The 14995-nt window shown below is 39.1% G+C and carries 16 protein-coding genes and 1 riboswitch; of the genes, 11 read left to right on the forward strand and 5 right to left on the reverse strand.

From position 1 onward, the window contains the following. Nucleotides 1–148: 148 nt before the first annotated feature. The 6 genes from ESZ39_RS03895 to ESZ39_RS03925 all read left to right on the forward strand — a co-directional run bounded on the left by ESZ39_RS03895 (nt 149) and on the right by ESZ39_RS03925 (nt 6867). Nucleotides 149–2215, forward strand: a complete 2067-nt coding sequence (locus tag ESZ39_RS03895; RefSeq protein ID WP_146878483.1) for a M13 family metallopeptidase — start codon at nt 149–151, stop codon at nt 2213–2215. A 514-nt stretch (nt 2216–2729) separates the two neighbouring features. Then, nucleotides 2730–2873, forward strand: a riboswitch (cobalamin riboswitch). 201 nt (nt 2874–3074) lie between these two features. Beyond that, nucleotides 3075–3944 carry an ABC transporter ATP-binding protein gene (locus ESZ39_RS03905; protein WP_146878485.1) on the forward strand — a complete coding sequence of 290 codons (870 nt, stop codon included), beginning with the start codon at nt 3075–3077 and terminating at the stop codon, nt 3942–3944. After that, nucleotides 3941–4948, forward strand: coding sequence for an iron ABC transporter permease (locus ESZ39_RS03910; protein ID WP_223270223.1), 1008 nt, complete (start codon nt 3941–3943; stop codon nt 4946–4948). The genes ESZ39_RS03905 and ESZ39_RS03910 overlap by 4 nt, the downstream gene beginning before the upstream one ends. Before the next feature lie 5 nt (nt 4949–4953). After that, nucleotides 4954–5559 carry a cob(I)yrinic acid a,c-diamide adenosyltransferase gene (gene cobO, locus ESZ39_RS03915; RefSeq protein ID WP_146878486.1) on the forward strand — a complete coding sequence of 202 codons (606 nt, stop codon included), beginning with the start codon at nt 4954–4956 and terminating at the stop codon, nt 5557–5559. A gap of 37 nt (nt 5560–5596) precedes the next feature. Further along, nucleotides 5597–6490, forward strand: a complete 894-nt coding sequence (locus ESZ39_RS03920; RefSeq protein ID WP_146878487.1) for a cobalamin-binding protein — start codon at nt 5597–5599, stop codon at nt 6488–6490. A 209-nt stretch (nt 6491–6699) separates the two neighbouring features. After that, nucleotides 6700–6867 carry a DUF2897 family protein gene (locus tag ESZ39_RS03925; protein ID WP_146878488.1) on the forward strand — a complete coding sequence of 56 codons (168 nt, stop codon included), beginning with the start codon at nt 6700–6702 and terminating at the stop codon, nt 6865–6867. A gap of 121 nt (nt 6868–6988) precedes the next feature. Here ESZ39_RS03925 and ppiC read toward each other — a convergent pair whose 3' ends face one another. Further along, a complete protein-coding gene (gene ppiC / locus ESZ39_RS03930; RefSeq protein WP_146878489.1) occupies nt 6989–7267 on the reverse strand; it encodes a peptidylprolyl isomerase PpiC in 279 nt (92 codons plus the stop codon). A gap of 192 nt (nt 7268–7459) precedes the next feature. Here ppiC and can point away from each other — a divergent pair, with 192 nt between their 5' ends. Both can and ESZ39_RS03940 read left to right on the forward strand, forming a co-directional pair. After that, a complete protein-coding gene (can, locus tag ESZ39_RS03935; protein ID WP_146878490.1) occupies nt 7460–8062 on the forward strand; it encodes a carbonate dehydratase in 603 nt (200 codons plus the stop codon). 99 nt (nt 8063–8161) lie between these two features. After that, on the forward strand, nt 8162–8809 hold the full coding sequence (locus ESZ39_RS03940; protein WP_146878491.1) for a sulfotransferase: 648 nt from the start codon (nt 8162–8164) through the stop codon (nt 8807–8809). Between the two features lie 26 nt (nt 8810–8835). Here ESZ39_RS03940 and arsJ read toward each other — a convergent pair whose 3' ends face one another. From arsJ to ESZ39_RS03955, 3 genes are all read right to left on the reverse strand, one after another. Continuing rightward, complete coding sequence (arsJ, locus tag ESZ39_RS03945; protein WP_146878492.1) at nt 8836–10080, reverse strand: organoarsenical effux MFS transporter ArsJ; 1245 nt, start codon at nt 10078–10080, stop codon at nt 8836–8838. 31 nt (nt 10081–10111) lie between these two features. Further along, nucleotides 10112–11149, reverse strand: a complete 1038-nt coding sequence (locus ESZ39_RS03950; RefSeq protein ID WP_146878493.1) for an ArsJ-associated glyceraldehyde-3-phosphate dehydrogenase — start codon at nt 11147–11149, stop codon at nt 10112–10114. Nucleotides 11150–11226: 77 nt separating this feature from the next. Next, the gene (locus ESZ39_RS03955; RefSeq protein WP_146878494.1) at nt 11227–11577 is read right to left on the reverse strand and encodes a metalloregulator ArsR/SmtB family transcription factor; all 351 of its coding nucleotides are present in this window, start codon (nt 11575–11577) and stop codon (nt 11227–11229) included. A gap of 306 nt (nt 11578–11883) precedes the next feature. Here ESZ39_RS03955 and ESZ39_RS03960 point away from each other — a divergent pair, with 306 nt between their 5' ends. The 3 genes from ESZ39_RS03960 to bfr (ESZ39_RS03970) all read left to right on the forward strand — a co-directional run bounded on the left by ESZ39_RS03960 (nt 11884) and on the right by bfr (ESZ39_RS03970) (nt 13203). Further along, a complete protein-coding gene (locus ESZ39_RS03960; RefSeq protein ID WP_146878495.1) occupies nt 11884–12078 on the forward strand; it encodes a bacterioferritin-associated ferredoxin in 195 nt (64 codons plus the stop codon). Nucleotides 12079–12233: 155 nt separating this feature from the next. Beyond that, nucleotides 12234–12698, forward strand: coding sequence for a bacterioferritin (gene bfr / locus ESZ39_RS03965; RefSeq protein WP_146878496.1), 465 nt, complete (start codon nt 12234–12236; stop codon nt 12696–12698). Nucleotides 12699–12735: 37 nt separating this feature from the next. Beyond that, entirely contained in the window at nt 12736–13203 is a 468-nt protein-coding gene (bfr, locus tag ESZ39_RS03970; RefSeq protein ID WP_146878497.1) for a bacterioferritin, read from the forward strand. An 832-nt stretch (nt 13204–14035) separates the two neighbouring features. On the opposite strand, the gene secF is transcribed toward bfr (ESZ39_RS03970), so the two are convergent. Then, the gene (secF, locus tag ESZ39_RS03975; protein ID WP_146878498.1) at nt 14036–14983 is read right to left on the reverse strand and encodes a protein translocase subunit SecF; all 948 of its coding nucleotides are present in this window, start codon (nt 14981–14983) and stop codon (nt 14036–14038) included. Between the last annotated feature and the right edge of the window lie 12 nt (nt 14984–14995).

A 14995-nucleotide genomic window follows, 5' to 3' on the forward strand; every position in this document is an offset into this window, starting at 1 on the left:
TATTATCTGGTCAGTAAACTTTAACAGACAAGAAAAAGTTAATAATATGTAGCAAATACTTTATTATCCTAGTAAATCAGCGCTATAGCCTTTAATATCCTCTTACTTTAAATAAAAGTTAGTCTACTAATTAAATGGTGAGTATTGAATGAAGAAAATAATAACAACTGCTGTTTGCAGCTCTTTACTATTCATTGCAGGTTGTAATGATAATACCAGCACAAAAACCGCGACTGAAGCACAGGTTATGCAAAAAACGGCTTTGGCGTCAGGTATTGATAAAGCCAATATTGACTTGTCTGTTCGTCCACAAGACAACTTCTACCACTACGTTAATGGCGCATGGTTAAACGCTCACGAAATTCCTGGTGACAAAACCGCGATTGGCTCATTTTATGACTTACGTGATGAAGCTGATGACAACGTAAAAGCGATTATCGAAGAATTAGCCGCAACTAAAAATCTAAAAATGGGCAGTGATGAGCAAAAAGTTGCTGACTTATTCCGTTCATTTATGGATCTGGATACTCGTAACACCGCAGGCACCGCACCAGTACAAACAATATTTGACCACATTAATGGCTTGAAAGATAAAAATGAACTTGCCGCTTTCTTCGGTGAAAATCAAAAGATTGGTGTTGGTAGCCCACTGGCTTTTTATATTAGTGTTGATGCAAAAGACTCAACACGATATGCCACACATATATGGCAAAGTGGTTTAGGTTTACCGGACAGAGATTACTATTTTAATGAAGCCGAACGTTTTGCAGCATTACGTGCAGGTTATGTTACTCACATTGAAAACATATTCAATTTAGCCGGTTTAAAAGACGGTAAAGCCGCTGCTCAAACCATTATGGCACTTGAAACAAAGTTAGCCGGTTTTCATTGGACAAAAGTTGAATCTCGAGACAGTACTAAGCGTTATAACAAGTTTAATGTTGCCGATTTAAACACAGTAACAGATGCGTTCAATTGGACTGCCTACCTTGCAGCACAAGGCGTCGCCGCACAAAAAGATATCATTATTAACCAACCTTCATTTATTAAAGGTTTTGGTGCAATATTCGCCGCAACATCGTTAGCCGATTGGCAGACTTACTTAACTTTTCACACTCTGAGTAATTTTTCCAGTTCACTTACCGCCAAGTTAGATGATGAAAATTTCAACTTTTATTCCAAACAGTTAAGTGGTCGTGAGGAACAGCGCCCAATGTGGAAACGTGGCGTTGGCGTGGTTAATGCCAATTTAGGTGAAGTTATCGGTAAAGTTTATGTTGGCCGTCACTTTAAGCCTGAAGCTAAAACCCGTATGACAGAGCTGGTTGAAAATTTACGTGATGCTTACGGCGCTAGCATTAACGAACTAGACTGGATGTCAGAGGCGACTAAAACAGCAGCACATATAAAACTCGCCAGCTTTGACCCTAAAATTGGTTACCCAGACAAATGGGAAGATTACACAGCATTAATCATTAAAAGTAACGATTTAGTGGGTAATAAAATGCGCTCTGGTGTGGTTGCTCACCAAAAAGAAGTCGCTAAACTTGGCGGCGCAATTGATCGACAAGAATGGGGCATGACACCTCAAACAGTGAATGCTTATTACAACCCAACTAAAAATGAAATTGTCTTTCCAGCGGCTATTCTACAACCACCATTTTTTGATTTAGCGGCAGACGATGCGGTAAACTACGGTGGCATTGGCGCCGTTATTGGTCATGAAATGGGCCACGGCTTTGATGACCAAGGCAGTAAATACGATGCTGACGGTAACATGCGTAACTGGTGGACTGATGAAGATTTAGCGGCCTTTACAATGCGTGCTGATAACTTAGTGGCACAGTATAGCGACTATGCGGTATTTGATGATTTAAACGTTAATGGCGAGCTAACCTTAGGCGAAAACATTGGTGATTTATCTGGCATTACTATCGCTTATAAAGCTTATAAAGCGTCATTAAATGGTAAAGAAGCCCCAGTGATTGACGGCTTAACCGGCGACCAACGCTTCTTTATGGGCTTTGCACAAATATGGCGTGGAAAAATGGTTGAAAAATCATTAAGAAATCGCGTAGCGACAGACCCACATTCGCCAGGTGAGTTCCGTACGCTAGGTGCATTATCAAATATGCCTGAGTTTTATAGCGCCTTTGACGTTAAAGCAGGTGACGCTATGTATATCGCTCCTGAAAAGCGCGTTAAAATCTGGTAATATTGGCTTTATTGATGACATAAGAAAAGTTACTTTATGTCTCATTAACCGGTAAAAAAAGTGTCAAAATAAAAAAAGGAGCATTAGCTCCTTTTTTTACGCCGCGTCTAATACCAATCCCATTAAGTTATTGCTCACTTGTACTAGTTAAAATAGCTCAAGGCTGTGTTGCTCTCAATCCCAATAGCCAGCTATTGCTCAATCGAGCGCCTTACCTTAAGTCATTTTTCCTGCGCACAACAAGATCACAAATTTAATGGAACTGGTATAATACCAATTACATTAAGTTATTGCTCACTTGTACTGGTTAAAATAGCTCAAGGCTGTGTTGCTCTCAATCCCAATAGCCAGCTATTGCTCAATCGAGCGCCTTACCTTGAGTTATTTTTCCTGCGCACAACAAGATCACAAACTTAATGGAACTGATATAAGCTGTCAAATGACGGTTTTTATTGTAAAGCAGCAGGCTAAGCCGTAGAATATTTTGCTTAATAACCGATACCTTTAGCCATACACTTTATTTTAGCCACACGCTTTATTATTGTCTTGGCTAATTGATAGGGAACACGGTTAAATTCCGTGACTGTACCCGCAACTGTAAATAGCTTTTAATAAAAAGTTATAAGCCAGGACACCTAGTATCAACCTATTGTACCAAGCTAATCATGTTAACACCGTGCGGGAATACACGTAAGTTTCACTGTCTTTAAGACCTTCGTATCCTATTTTTTGCGCTGTAGTTAGTTTTATTATTCAACATAAGCTTTTGAATTAACCTCTAGGCCGCTATGAAAATATACTCCTTAGTTACTATCCAACAGATACCAGACCTGATAAGCACTAAGCTAGGCTGGCTTTAATGGCAACATTACTCAGTGTTGAGTCAGTATCTTGGGCTGTTGATAAACAAAGTATTCTCAATAATATTTCATTTGATGTTGCCCGCGGCGATATTATTGGCATTATCGGGCCTAATGGTGCCGGTAAAACCTCACTGCTTAAGTGCTTACTAAACCAATACAAAAATTGGCAAGGCTGCATTAAGCTAAAAAATAAAAAAATCAGCCACTACAAACCACATGAATTAGCACAAACATTTGCTTTAGTGGTACAAAACGCCCCCCCGATATTCGATTTAAACGTTTATGATGTCGTAAGAATGGGCTTACTGCCCTATAAAAGCCTCTTTGCTCGTGATAACGACGTAGATAAAAAAGATATTATGCTCGCGTTAGAAAAAGTGGGTTTAGCCAGCAGCCAAGCAAAATTTTTTAACACCTTATCTGGTGGCGAACAACAACGGGTATTAATTGCTAAAGCCCTAGTACAAAAAGCAAAAATCTTGGTATTAGATGAACCCACTAATCACTTAGATATTTTCTATCAACATCAAATATTACAACTGGTTAAAGCGTTAAATATTACCGTTATTATGACCATACATGATCTCAATCTAGCCGCACATTACTGTAATCGTTTGCTGCTATTAGATAAAGGCAACTTAGTCAGCGACAATAGTGTTGATCAAGTGCTAAAGCCTGAGCTGTTAACAAAAGTTTTTGGTTTACCCTGTTATCGAGATGACGCACAACATTGTGGCGTACCTAGAGTTTATTTCTATCCCGCGGCTGATACTGTCATGGCTCATCAATCGGCTATTAAACCAACAGAGTCCAATCGAGCGACTGCTTCAACTGTGTCAAAGCATAATAAAGGTCAACACTCGTGAGTGTTGTTGGCGGCAGCAAAGGTAGACGTTTCTGGGTATTTTCAGGCCTAATTGCTTTTACCTTGTTCTCGATTGTGATGTCGATAACCTTTGGGCCGGCGACTATTACTAGCCTAGATATATTTCAATGTGTGGTTAATCAATGCGCCACCACTATGCACGACATGGTGATTTGGCAAATACGTATTCCACGTGTTTTGGTTGGTTTAGTCGCCGGCATGGGTTTAGCTTGTGCAGGGGCAATACTGCAAAATGTAACTCGTAACCCACTCGCCGACCCCTATTTATTTGGTATTATTTCTGGCGCAGGTTTAGGCGCTACCATCGCCACTTTAGTGCTTAATGGTCAACAAGCGCTAGCTTTGCCATTGGCGGCGTTTCTTGGCGCATTATTTTCTGTGGTCATTGTCTTTGGTATCGCGACCTTACTGCGTAATATGAACCATTTATTATTAACCGGCATTGCGGTGTCGTTTATGCTTGGCTCTATTAGCCACTTTATTCTTTACCTGGGTGACCCTTTTGCTACCAGCCGAGTTATTTTTTGGTTAATGGGCAGTTTAACCCGCGTTGAAATGTTCCATTTTTATTTGATCAGTGCCATGGTATTACTTACTTTATTGACTATTTTTGCCTTACATCGACAAATAGATGCACTATTACTGGGCGATGAAAGTGCCGCAAGCCTTGGCGTTAACGTTAACAAACTGCGTTTAATTCTATTAGCTTTATGTGCAGCAGTGACCGCCGCCATTGTGGCTTATTGTGGTGGTATTGGTTTTGTTGGCCTGATGATCCCACATATTGTTAGGCAACTGGTTGGCGTTACCACCATGCCGTTAATTATTGGCTCAGCGTTAGTCGGCGGATGCTTTTTAGTTTGGGTTGATGTTGCCGCGCGCAGTTTGCTGAGTAATGTCGAAATTCCCATTGGTATCATTACTTCAGCCATTGGCAGTATTTTCTTTTTAGCGATCATGTATCGCACACGCAAAACAGGATAAATCACATGACAACAGATATAGATAAAACTCAAAAACATCAAGCACGTATGCAACGTATTAAGGAAAAAGTTGATGCCCGCATTGATTCCGCTCAAGAAGAACGCGGTTTACTTATTGTCATCACAGGTAATGGCAAAGGTAAATCAACATCAGGCTTTGGCACGCTAGCCCGCGCGGTTGGACATGGCTACAAAGCGGCGGCATTGCAATTTATTAAAGGTGATTGGGCCTGTGGTGAGCGTAATTTATTAGAAAACAATGGCGTCGAGTTTCATGTGATGGCGACCGGCTTTACTTGGGACACTCAAGACAAATCCAAAGATATTGCCGCTGCCGTTAGAGTATGGGCGGAAGCAAAACGCTTACTAAAAGATGAAAGTGTCGACGTAGTTTTACTTGATGAGTTAACCTACATGTTGTCATACAAGTATTTAGATTTAGACGAAGTTATTGAAGCTATCGTTAATCGCCCCGCTAAACAACATGTCATTATCACTGGCCGTGCATGTCATCGCAGTATCATTGAACTTGCCGATACTGTCAGTGAAGTTCAACCACTTAAGCATGCCTTTGATAATGGCATAAAAGCACAAAAAGGTATTGATTGGTAGCCAATATTGCTGTCATAAAACACAAAATGGAATAGTCATGAAAGTCAGCCACTACATAGGGATTATATTACTGGGCTTTGCTTATATTGCGAATGCACAAGCCACAAGTAAAAGCGTTGATCATGCCGCGGTTATTGATGCGCCTAAACCACGCATCATTGCATTATCACCACACATTGTTGAGATGTTGTTTGATATTGGCGCCGGTGACCAAATCATTGCTACCACTGATCACGCTGATTATCCGCTAGCGGCAGAGAAAATACCAAGAATTGGCAGCTCTTTACGTATTCAATTAGAGCGGGTCATTGAATTACAGCCAGACTTAGTTATCGCTTGGAAGAGTGGTAACCCAAGTGATGATTTAGCTCGTATTAAGCAGCTAGGCTTTCGTGTGGTTTACTCGCAGCCCAATAGCTTTGAAGATGTCGCTAAAGAGTTGCGCTGGTTCGGTAAACTGTCAGGTCACAGCGCACAAGCTGAACGTGTTGCGGCTAAGTTTCTAGCCGATTTAGCCAATATCAAAAAGCAGTATGGTCATAAAAAACCACTAACCGGTTTTTATGAGGTGTGGTCTAGGCCATTGACCACCATTGCCAAAGGGAGTTGGCCGCAACAATTTTTAGACGCTTGCAGTATTAGTAATCCATTTGTCGCCGCAAAAGCCCAATATCCACAAGTAAATATTGAGCAAATACTGCAAAAGAATGTTGATGTTATTATTCAACCATTATCAAAAAAGCAAGCAGGTAACGATAGTTATAACTGGCAGAAGTGGCCGATATTGTCGGCAATTAAACATCAACAAATAATCATCCTTGATGCGGATATTGTGCATCGCATGACCACGCGCAGTTTACGCGCCCTAACCGATTTATGTCAGCAAGCAGACAAAAGCCGTGAGTACTATCAACGCATGACAAGTGAGTAGTATCTACTTATTCAAGATACTGAATGACGATACTGAGTAAACTGACGTTATTAAACGCGCTTAAAAACAGCTGTTCTTGCGGACGTGTTGCAAGCATCTTAATAAATTACATGCTATTATTCTATTTTGTTATCTGTCTTTTTTTAAAATAAAAAGATAGATAACAAACAAGTTTCTTACCGATAAAATTTATTTAAAAGGATATAAATATGACTTTTACCAACATTTTAATTCTTGTTGTTGCTGTTGGCTCTGTTATCGCCGGTATCTTATTGATCAAGCAATCAGCCCGTAAATTTGAGCTATCAGACGAACAACAAAACAAAGTAGACAGCCGAAAAGCAGAACAACTCAAAAAAGATCAAGAGCAAGAATAACCACTTAGTTTATATCGCAGGTGCTTAACCTTAATAGCGCTTAAATTTAATAGATATTAATTTTTATGGCTACTAGTTTTGAAAGTACTTAGCCTTACAAAGACTTAACTCTACTAAATAATTAGTTTCTATAAATGGTTTGAATAAGGTGATAGCCAAATTTTGTTTTAATTGGGCCATGTACAGTTAATATCGATTTTTTAAAAACCACATCATCAAACGCTTTTACCATTTGGCCAGCTTTAAACTCGCCTAAATCTCCACCTTTTTTCCCTGACGGGCAAGTTGATTTTTTCTTAGCTAACTGTCCAAAATCAGCCCCTTTGGCAATTTTAGCCTTTAATTCTTGCGCAAGTTCTTCGCTTTTAACTAAAATATGACGGGCACATGCAGCGGCCACATTATTCTCCAATTCATGATTAATAACACCATTATAACTAATTATAACCAGAGCAAAGTAAATACTTTCAATTAAACCAGTAGCCTCATTGAGCCATACTTATAACCGCTCATAGATATAAGACCAGTTTTTTCTTTACTTGTTAGCATAACAACTTAAAATCACGCTATATTTTCCTTAGTTGTTTCCCCCATGAGTTCAATACAGCATTTATTTGACAATAATCAGCAATGGGCTGACAAGATAAAGCAAGAAGATCCTAATTTTTTTAAGCATTTATCAGAACAACAAAACCCTGAATATTTATGGATAGGCTGCTCAGACTCTCGAGTACCGGCCAATGAATTACTGGGTATGCAACCAGGTGAAGTTTTTGTGCACCGCAATATTGCTAATCAAGTTATCCACACTGACCTTAATTGCCTTTCTGTCATTCAGTTCGCGGTTGATGTTTTAAAAATAAAACACATTATTGTCTGTGGTCATTATGGCTGTGGCGGCGTTATTGCTTCTGTAGACAATCAAAGCCATGGCTTAATTGATAATTGGTTACATCACATTAAAGATGTTTATCGCTTTCATAAAGCACGTTTAGATGCTGTTGAAAATAAAACTGAACGGTTAAAACTGCTCTGTGAATTAAATGTGATAGAACAGGTGGCCAATGTTTGTAATACAACTATCTTAAAAAAAGCCTGGGATATAAAGCAAGATGTTACCGTGCATGGCTTTGTTTATAATTTGCATGACGGTATTTTAAAAGATTTACAGGTCTCGGTTGATAGCAATAAATAATCGTACTTAACACTTGCCTTGTAACAAACTTTGCTACAGGGCAATGGTACACTCACCTTATACAATAGTGCACTTTGCACCACTAACACCGCAAATATTATGAACAAAATATTTATTATTGGTTTACCTAGAACAGGCACTACCAGCATTTGCGCCGCTATGCTTGAGTTAGATTTTCGAGTAGCTCATACCGCTTATACCGAACGCACATTCTATGAAGCACAAGTGCTCGCCGACACACCAATATTTTGTGATTATCCAGATTTAGATAGAGCTTATCCTGGTGCCAAGTTTATCTACTTAGCACGTGCTATGGATAAATGGCTGCCTTCAATCCAGAAATTACTCGCGCGTATGCATACCAACCTTATCCGTGATGATGGTGGCTTTAACCCAATAATTAAACGTTGTTATCAAGCAATATTTGCGCCCTACAATCTAGATAATATCAACGACATTGAGTTTTTAGCACAATGCTACCAACAACATCAAAGCCAAGTTTATCAGTACTTTAAAGGCCGAGAAGATGACTTTTTATCTATAGACATTAGTGACAGCAAAAGCTATAAACAGCTGTTGAACTTTTTAGAGTTAACTATAGATATTAATGACCATGAAGCACTTGGGGTAGGTTTTGAAAAACTTAATGTCGGCAGTAAGATCACCGCTTGGAAAGACATAAAAAACACCTTAAAAGTCGACTCTACCAATAAAGGTAGAGTCACTAAACTGCCCTATTTAAAATAAACACCGTCAACTACCGATTATTTCGCCTAATTAATCGCGGTTGACTGCTCGGTCAAATTACCACTGCCAGGTTTAATTAACCCGGCAAATAGCACAGCTAAAGCAATAAAAATTGCTGATATATATAAGCAAGCAACTAAACCATAAAGCTGAAAAATCCAGCCTGAGAGCACGGTACCTAACAATCGGCCACAGGCATTAGCCATATAATAAAAGCCAACATCAAGTGACACACCATCTTTACCCGCCATATCAACAATCAAAAAGCTATGCAGTGACGAATTAATGGCAAATAAAATTGCGAACACCATTAAGCCAGTAATAACCACCCATTTTGCTGAAAAGTCGCCCTGTAAAGCCAATGCCATAGCGCCAGGAACCACAACTAGTATCGCGCCCCATATCGCGGCATCTCTGCCTGTGGGTGCTTTATTGGCGGGTTTTTTAGTTAACTTTGGCGCCAGGGTTTGCATTAGACCATAAAGCACTATCCAACCGGCAATAAAGCCACTGACCCCACTATGTGACCAAGCAAATTCGGCCGCTAAAAAAACAGGTAACGCGACAACGAACCAGACATCACGAGCAGCAAATAAAAACAACCTCGCGGCCGAGAGCAAATTAATCGCTCGGCTTTTTGACAATATTTCTTTAAATTTAGGTTGGTATTTAGCTTTACCTAAATCTGCTTGCAACTTAAACAGACTAAACAACCACACAATCGTTAACATGGCCGCCATCAGTGCAATGGCCCCAGTAAAGCCTAACCAGGTTAGCAACACGCCACCGAGAAAAAAGCCAATGCCTTTCAACGTGTTTTTAGAGCCGGTTAGTAGTGCAACCCATTGATACAATTTACCGCTCTGTCCTGCTGGCACTAACAGTTTAATGGCACTTTTTGCACTCATTTTATTAAGATCTTTAGCAATACCAGACAAAGCCTGTGCCACCATGACATAGGCTACGGTGAGAAAACTGCTCGGCACCAGTAGCATAGCCAAAGCGATTATTTGCAAAGCTAAACCGATATTCATAGTTTTATTTAGCCCAATACGAGCGCCCAACCAGCCGCCAACTAAATTGGTGATCACACCAAAAATTTCATAAAGCAAAAACAGTAACGCAATATTTAGCGGGCTATAACCGAGCTGATAAAAATACAGCACAACCAACATCCGCAACGCGCCGTCGGTTAAGGTAAAGGCCCAATAATTACCGGTGATGATTAAATACTGTTTTACCTGTACTGATAGGCCACTGAGTGCTTTCATTTATGCAAGTCTACCTTAGCTTTTTGCTTGGTTACTTCGGCCGTGTCGGATTTGTCTTAGTGTCTAGATCAGAGCGCCCTACCATACGAGCGATTTCCGCCGTGCGATTTGCGTAACCCCATTCATTATCATACCAAACATAAAGTTTCACTTGTGTGCCATTAACCACCATTGTTGACGGTGCATCGATAATGCACGAGCGTGGATCGGTTTTATAATCAATTGAAACCAGTGGCCGCTGTTCAAAGCCTAAAATATCTTTTAATTCACCATAAGCCGCCGCTTGTAAATAATCATTCACTTCTTGCACTGTTGTCGCGCGTTCTAATTCAAACACACAATCGGTAATTGACGCGTTAGCCAGTGGCACACGCACGGCATGGCCATTGAGCTTACCTTTAAGTTCTGGAAAAATATGGGTAATAGCCGTTGCAGAGCCGGTAGTGGTTGGAATTAAACTCATGCCACAAGCGCGAGCCCGACGTAAATCTTTATGCGGTGCATCCAATATGGTTTGGGTGTTGGTTATATTATGAATGGTGGTCATTGAACCATGTCTAATGCCAATATTTTCGTGAATAACTTTAACCACTGGGGCAAGGCAGTTAGTAGTGCAAGACGCTGCCGTTACTATTGGGTGCTTGTTACTGTCGTATTGGTCGTCATTAACGCCCATCACAATATTCAATACGCCGTCTTCTTTTACTGGCGCAGTAACCACCACACGTTTCACCCCTTGCGCTAAGTAGGCTTGCAGTAATGCTGTAGATTTCATCACACCCGTTGCTTCAATAACCACGTCACAACCTGACCAATCGGTATCGGTAATCGTGTTATTTTGGCTACAGGTAATTTCTTTACCATTAATTACCATGTTTTCTGCTACATGCTGAGCCTGGTGTTGCCAAATACCGTGTATTGAATCAAAATTCAGTAAATGTGCTAAAGTTTCTGCGTTACCTGCGGAATCGTTAATTTTAATAATTTCAACATCATCCCAGCCATAGGCCACCCGCATCGATAAACGTCCAATACGGCCAAAACCGTTAATACCTATTTTAATTGTCATGAAGATTTTCCTGTTAAAATTTATTTTATAATTACTTAACCTGTTAAGTAATTTGGCTAATTTAAGCTTGGTCTCACTTACTCACAACAGCTTGCAATGCGTTCGGGTCTGGCGCCCATAATATCTAAAGCTTGTAAATTCGAGGTAATAAAGTCAATATTTTCTTTTAAGGTTAATGTTATAACCTGTTGTGCCCATGCCGGTATGTCAGGGTTAATGGTATAGAATACCCACTGTTTTTGTTTACGCGTTAATAACAAACCAGAGCTTTTTAACAGCGCTAAATGTCGAGATATTTTTGGCTGACTCGACTCAGCAAGTGCGGTCATAAGTTCACAGACACAAAGCTCACCCTCTTGGGCAATCAGCAATATACTTTTTAGCCGAATATCATCAGCCAAATTTTTATAAAACTCAGTCGGGTTCATTTGTTGCTCTTCTGATTAATGGTTAATGGTTAATGGTTAATGGTTAATGGTTAATGAAGGTGATCATAGCCGAAACCACTTAATAACAAAATAGTTATATAACAATTTTGTTATTAAACTATGGTATTAAAATAGGAGTGGCTTAAATAGCTTAACGCTACTAGGTAATTAAATGCCAAACACTATTCAATAAGTTAAATTATTATATTTATCAGTGTACTAATAAAAAGTGTAAATTAATTGTTGAAACGAAACTAAATAAGAACTATTATCAATCGTGTTATCAATCACTAGCGAATTTTTATCATGTTTGTTTGTATTTGCAAAGGCATCACAGATCATCAAATTAAACAATTAGTCACTGAATTCGGTGTCGGCTCTATACGTGAACTAAAACAACACTTACCGTTAGGTTCACAATGTGGTACCTGTATTAAAGTCGCTCAGAACATAATTGATAACACTATTATCAATGAAAGCTTATTTAAAGACGTTGGCTAAAGAGCACGCTCACGTTAAAATCTTGACTACAACTGATAACGATTAACATTCGCAAATTATTGTTTTTAAAGATTTTTTTAATCTACCCTTTTCATTTACTTACTTTCTTTCTATAATTGTCATCAATATTTGATTAACTTAAATTTGAGACGCTAATGAAAGGCAACACCACCGTACTCGCAATACTTAATAAAGTACTCACCAGTGAACTAACATCGATTAATCAATATTTTTTACATGCTCGCATGTATAAAAACTGGGGTATTAATGCCTTAAATAACAAGAGCTATAAAAAATCAATTCTTGATATGAAGCAAGCTGACAAGGTTATCGAACGGATATTATTTCTTGAAGGCCTACCCAACTTACAACAATTAGCCCCACTTGCTATCGGTGAACATACCGAAGAAATGATCCGCTGTGATCTTGGCTTTCAAACTGCACAAATTGCGGTAGTGCGTAACGCCATTACTATTTGTGAACAACAACAAGATTACGTCAGCCGTGAAATGTTAGACACTATACTTAATGACGAAGAAGAACATTTAGATTGGCTAGAAACTCAGCAATATCAAATTGACGCTATGGGTATTGAAAAATTCATTCAGGCACAGCTGTAAAAACGGCTCAAGCTAAACCATTTAGAAGGAAAATAATATGAAAGGTAATACTCAAGTTATTGCAGCATTAAATGACCTACTCTCCTACGAACTCGCCGCAATGGACCAATATTTCATTCATTCTCGGATGTATGAAGATTGGGGCCTAAATAAATTATTCGAACGCATTGATCACGAATTTGATGATGAAAAGTTACACGCCTCAATGCTCATTCAGCGTATTTTATTCTTAGAAGGTATACCTGATATGAATACGCGCCAAGGCTTAAATATTGGTAAGACCGTACCTGAAATGTTGCAAAGTGATTTAGATGTGGAATATGCCGATGCAAAAGCGCTTAGAGACGCTATTGCGCTTTGTGAGCAGGAAAAAGATTATGTAACACGCCAAATACTTCAAAAGTTACTTGATGATACTGAAGTTGACCATGCTTTCTGGCTAGAACAACAACTAGGCCTGATTAAAACTATTGGTTTACAAAACTATATCCAATCGCAGTTATAAAAAACACTTAAGTTAAAACATAATGTAATACCAATTTGATTAATTAAGTGATCACCTTTTTCATGAGGAAAAATGGATAAATACAAGGCATAAAATTTAGTCAGTAGTTATTCTACTTATAAGTTTTATAACGCTGTAGTTATTCATTTTAACCATTAAAAATGAGCAGGTAATTAATCAACTTGGTATAATACCGGTTTAATTAATTAGCTGGTCCACTTTGTACGTTTAAAAGCAGCCAAATATAAAGCATTTATTTTAATAACTCGTTGTACTATTTGTTAAATAAATAACGCCGTATTAGCTTGTTTTAAGCAGGTGAGATAAGCAGATAATTAATGAGATTGGTATGAATATCAAAAGCCAGCAAGCTTCCTTGCTGGCTTTTTTAATGCACTCAAGCCGTATGCTGACAGAGTGAGAAATAATGACAAATTCACGCACATTGTCAGCACTTCTAATGATTAAAATAACCCATGATTTATTTATTTAAAAGTTAGAACGAGGCGTTATTAAAAGGACAACTTAGCTTTTGCGATTTCTCTTCACATAGCCTAGCTCAGCTAGTGAATGAAGCGGGTATAATACCAATCCCATTAAGTTATTGCTCACTTGTACTAGTTAAAATAGCTCAAGGCTGTGTTGCTCTCAATCCCAATAGCCAGCTATTGCTCAATCGAGCGCCTTACCTTGAGTTATTTTTCCTGCGCACAACAAGATCACAAACTTAATGGAACTGGTATAACTTAAGCAATTAGTCATAAAGTGCTGATCAAAAAATGGCCCGCATAATGCGAGCCATAATAAGGGGTAATAACAACCACGAAGAGAATTAAGGTCGCATTTCTTCTTGATCCGCGCCTTCTTTTTCAATCACTTCAGGGATTAAATCTTCTTTGGATATACCCAATGCCAACGCTACCGAACTGGCGACGTAAACTGATGAGTAAGTACCCACAAAAACCCCTAGTAGCAATGCCGTAGCAAAGCCATGAATGAGCTCACCACCTTTAAAGAACAAAGCAGCAAGTACTAACAGGGTAGTAATTGAAGTAATAATGGTCCGTGATAAGGTTTGTGTTAAAGAGATATTGATCACGTCTTCTGGCGTACCAACACGCACTTTTCTAAAGTTTTCTCGAATACGATCCGAGACTACTATAGTATCGTTGAGTGAGTAACCTATTACCGCCAGTATCGCTGCAAGTACCGTTAAATCGAACTGTAACTGTAAAATAGAGAATAAGCCTAAAGTTAACAATACGTCATGAAATAACGCGATAACTGAGCCTAAAGCAAAACGCCATTCAAAGCGAAACGCAACATAAACTAAAATACAGATAAGCGCGGTTAGCATAGCTAAACCACCCTGCTCGGCTAATTCATCGCCAACACTGGCTCCAACAAACTCGATACGACGCATATCGATGGTTTGCCCAGTACCTGCTTGTAAAATATCAAGTACTTGGTTACCCAGCATTTCTGCTTTAACATCTTCACGTGTTGCCAAACGAATGACCACATCACGACTTGAACCATATAACTGAACTACAGCATCATCAAAACCGTTTGAGTCCATAATAGCGCGAACTTTGGTCAAATCAGCCGATTCATCGAAACCAATCTCGATTAAGGTACCACCGGTGAAATCTAAACCAAAATTAAGTTTATTAGTTGCCAATGACAAAATCGAGGCTGCCATCAGTATAATACTAAATATCACTGCTACCTTGCGGTAGCGCATAAAGGCAACAGTTTCTTTTAATTGTAAAATTTGCATATTATTGAAGCC

The sequence above is a fragment of the Colwellia sp. C1TZA3 genome, assembly GCF_007954265.1.
In the GTDB taxonomy this organism is placed as follows: Bacteria; Pseudomonadota; Gammaproteobacteria; order Enterobacterales; family Alteromonadaceae; genus Cognaticolwellia.

Excerpts from the sequence above, each read along its gene's own strand:
- ESZ39_RS03955 (WP_146878494.1), bottom strand. The coding sequence starts at position 11,577 with ATGAACCCGACTGAGTTTTATAAAAATTTGGCTGATGATATTCGGCTA.
- can (WP_146878490.1), top strand. The coding sequence starts at position 7,460 with ATGAGTTCAATACAGCATTTATTTGACAATAATCAGCAATGGGCTGAC.
- ESZ39_RS03940 (WP_146878491.1), top strand. The coding sequence starts at position 8,162 with ATGAACAAAATATTTATTATTGGTTTACCTAGAACAGGCACTACCAGC.
- ESZ39_RS03895 (WP_146878483.1), top strand. The coding sequence starts at position 149 with ATGAAGAAAATAATAACAACTGCTGTTTGCAGCTCTTTACTATTCATT.
- ESZ39_RS03920 (WP_146878487.1), top strand. The coding sequence starts at position 5,597 with ATGAAAGTCAGCCACTACATAGGGATTATATTACTGGGCTTTGCTTAT.
- ESZ39_RS03925 (WP_146878488.1), top strand. The coding sequence starts at position 6,700 with ATGACTTTTACCAACATTTTAATTCTTGTTGTTGCTGTTGGCTCTGTT.
- ESZ39_RS03960 (WP_146878495.1), top strand. The coding sequence starts at position 11,884 with ATGTTTGTTTGTATTTGCAAAGGCATCACAGATCATCAAATTAAACAA.
- secF (WP_146878498.1), bottom strand. The coding sequence starts at position 14,983 with ATGCAAATTTTACAATTAAAAGAAACTGTTGCCTTTATGCGCTACCGC.
- ESZ39_RS03905 (WP_146878485.1), top strand. The coding sequence starts at position 3,075 with ATGGCAACATTACTCAGTGTTGAGTCAGTATCTTGGGCTGTTGATAAA.
- bfr (WP_146878496.1), top strand. The coding sequence starts at position 12,234 with ATGAAAGGCAACACCACCGTACTCGCAATACTTAATAAAGTACTCACC.
- bfr (WP_146878497.1), top strand. The coding sequence starts at position 12,736 with ATGAAAGGTAATACTCAAGTTATTGCAGCATTAAATGACCTACTCTCC.
- ESZ39_RS03950 (WP_146878493.1), bottom strand. The coding sequence starts at position 11,149 with ATGACAATTAAAATAGGTATTAACGGTTTTGGCCGTATTGGACGTTTA.
- cobO (WP_146878486.1), top strand. The coding sequence starts at position 4,954 with ATGACAACAGATATAGATAAAACTCAAAAACATCAAGCACGTATGCAA.
- arsJ (WP_146878492.1), bottom strand. The coding sequence starts at position 10,080 with ATGAAAGCACTCAGTGGCCTATCAGTACAGGTAAAACAGTATTTAATC.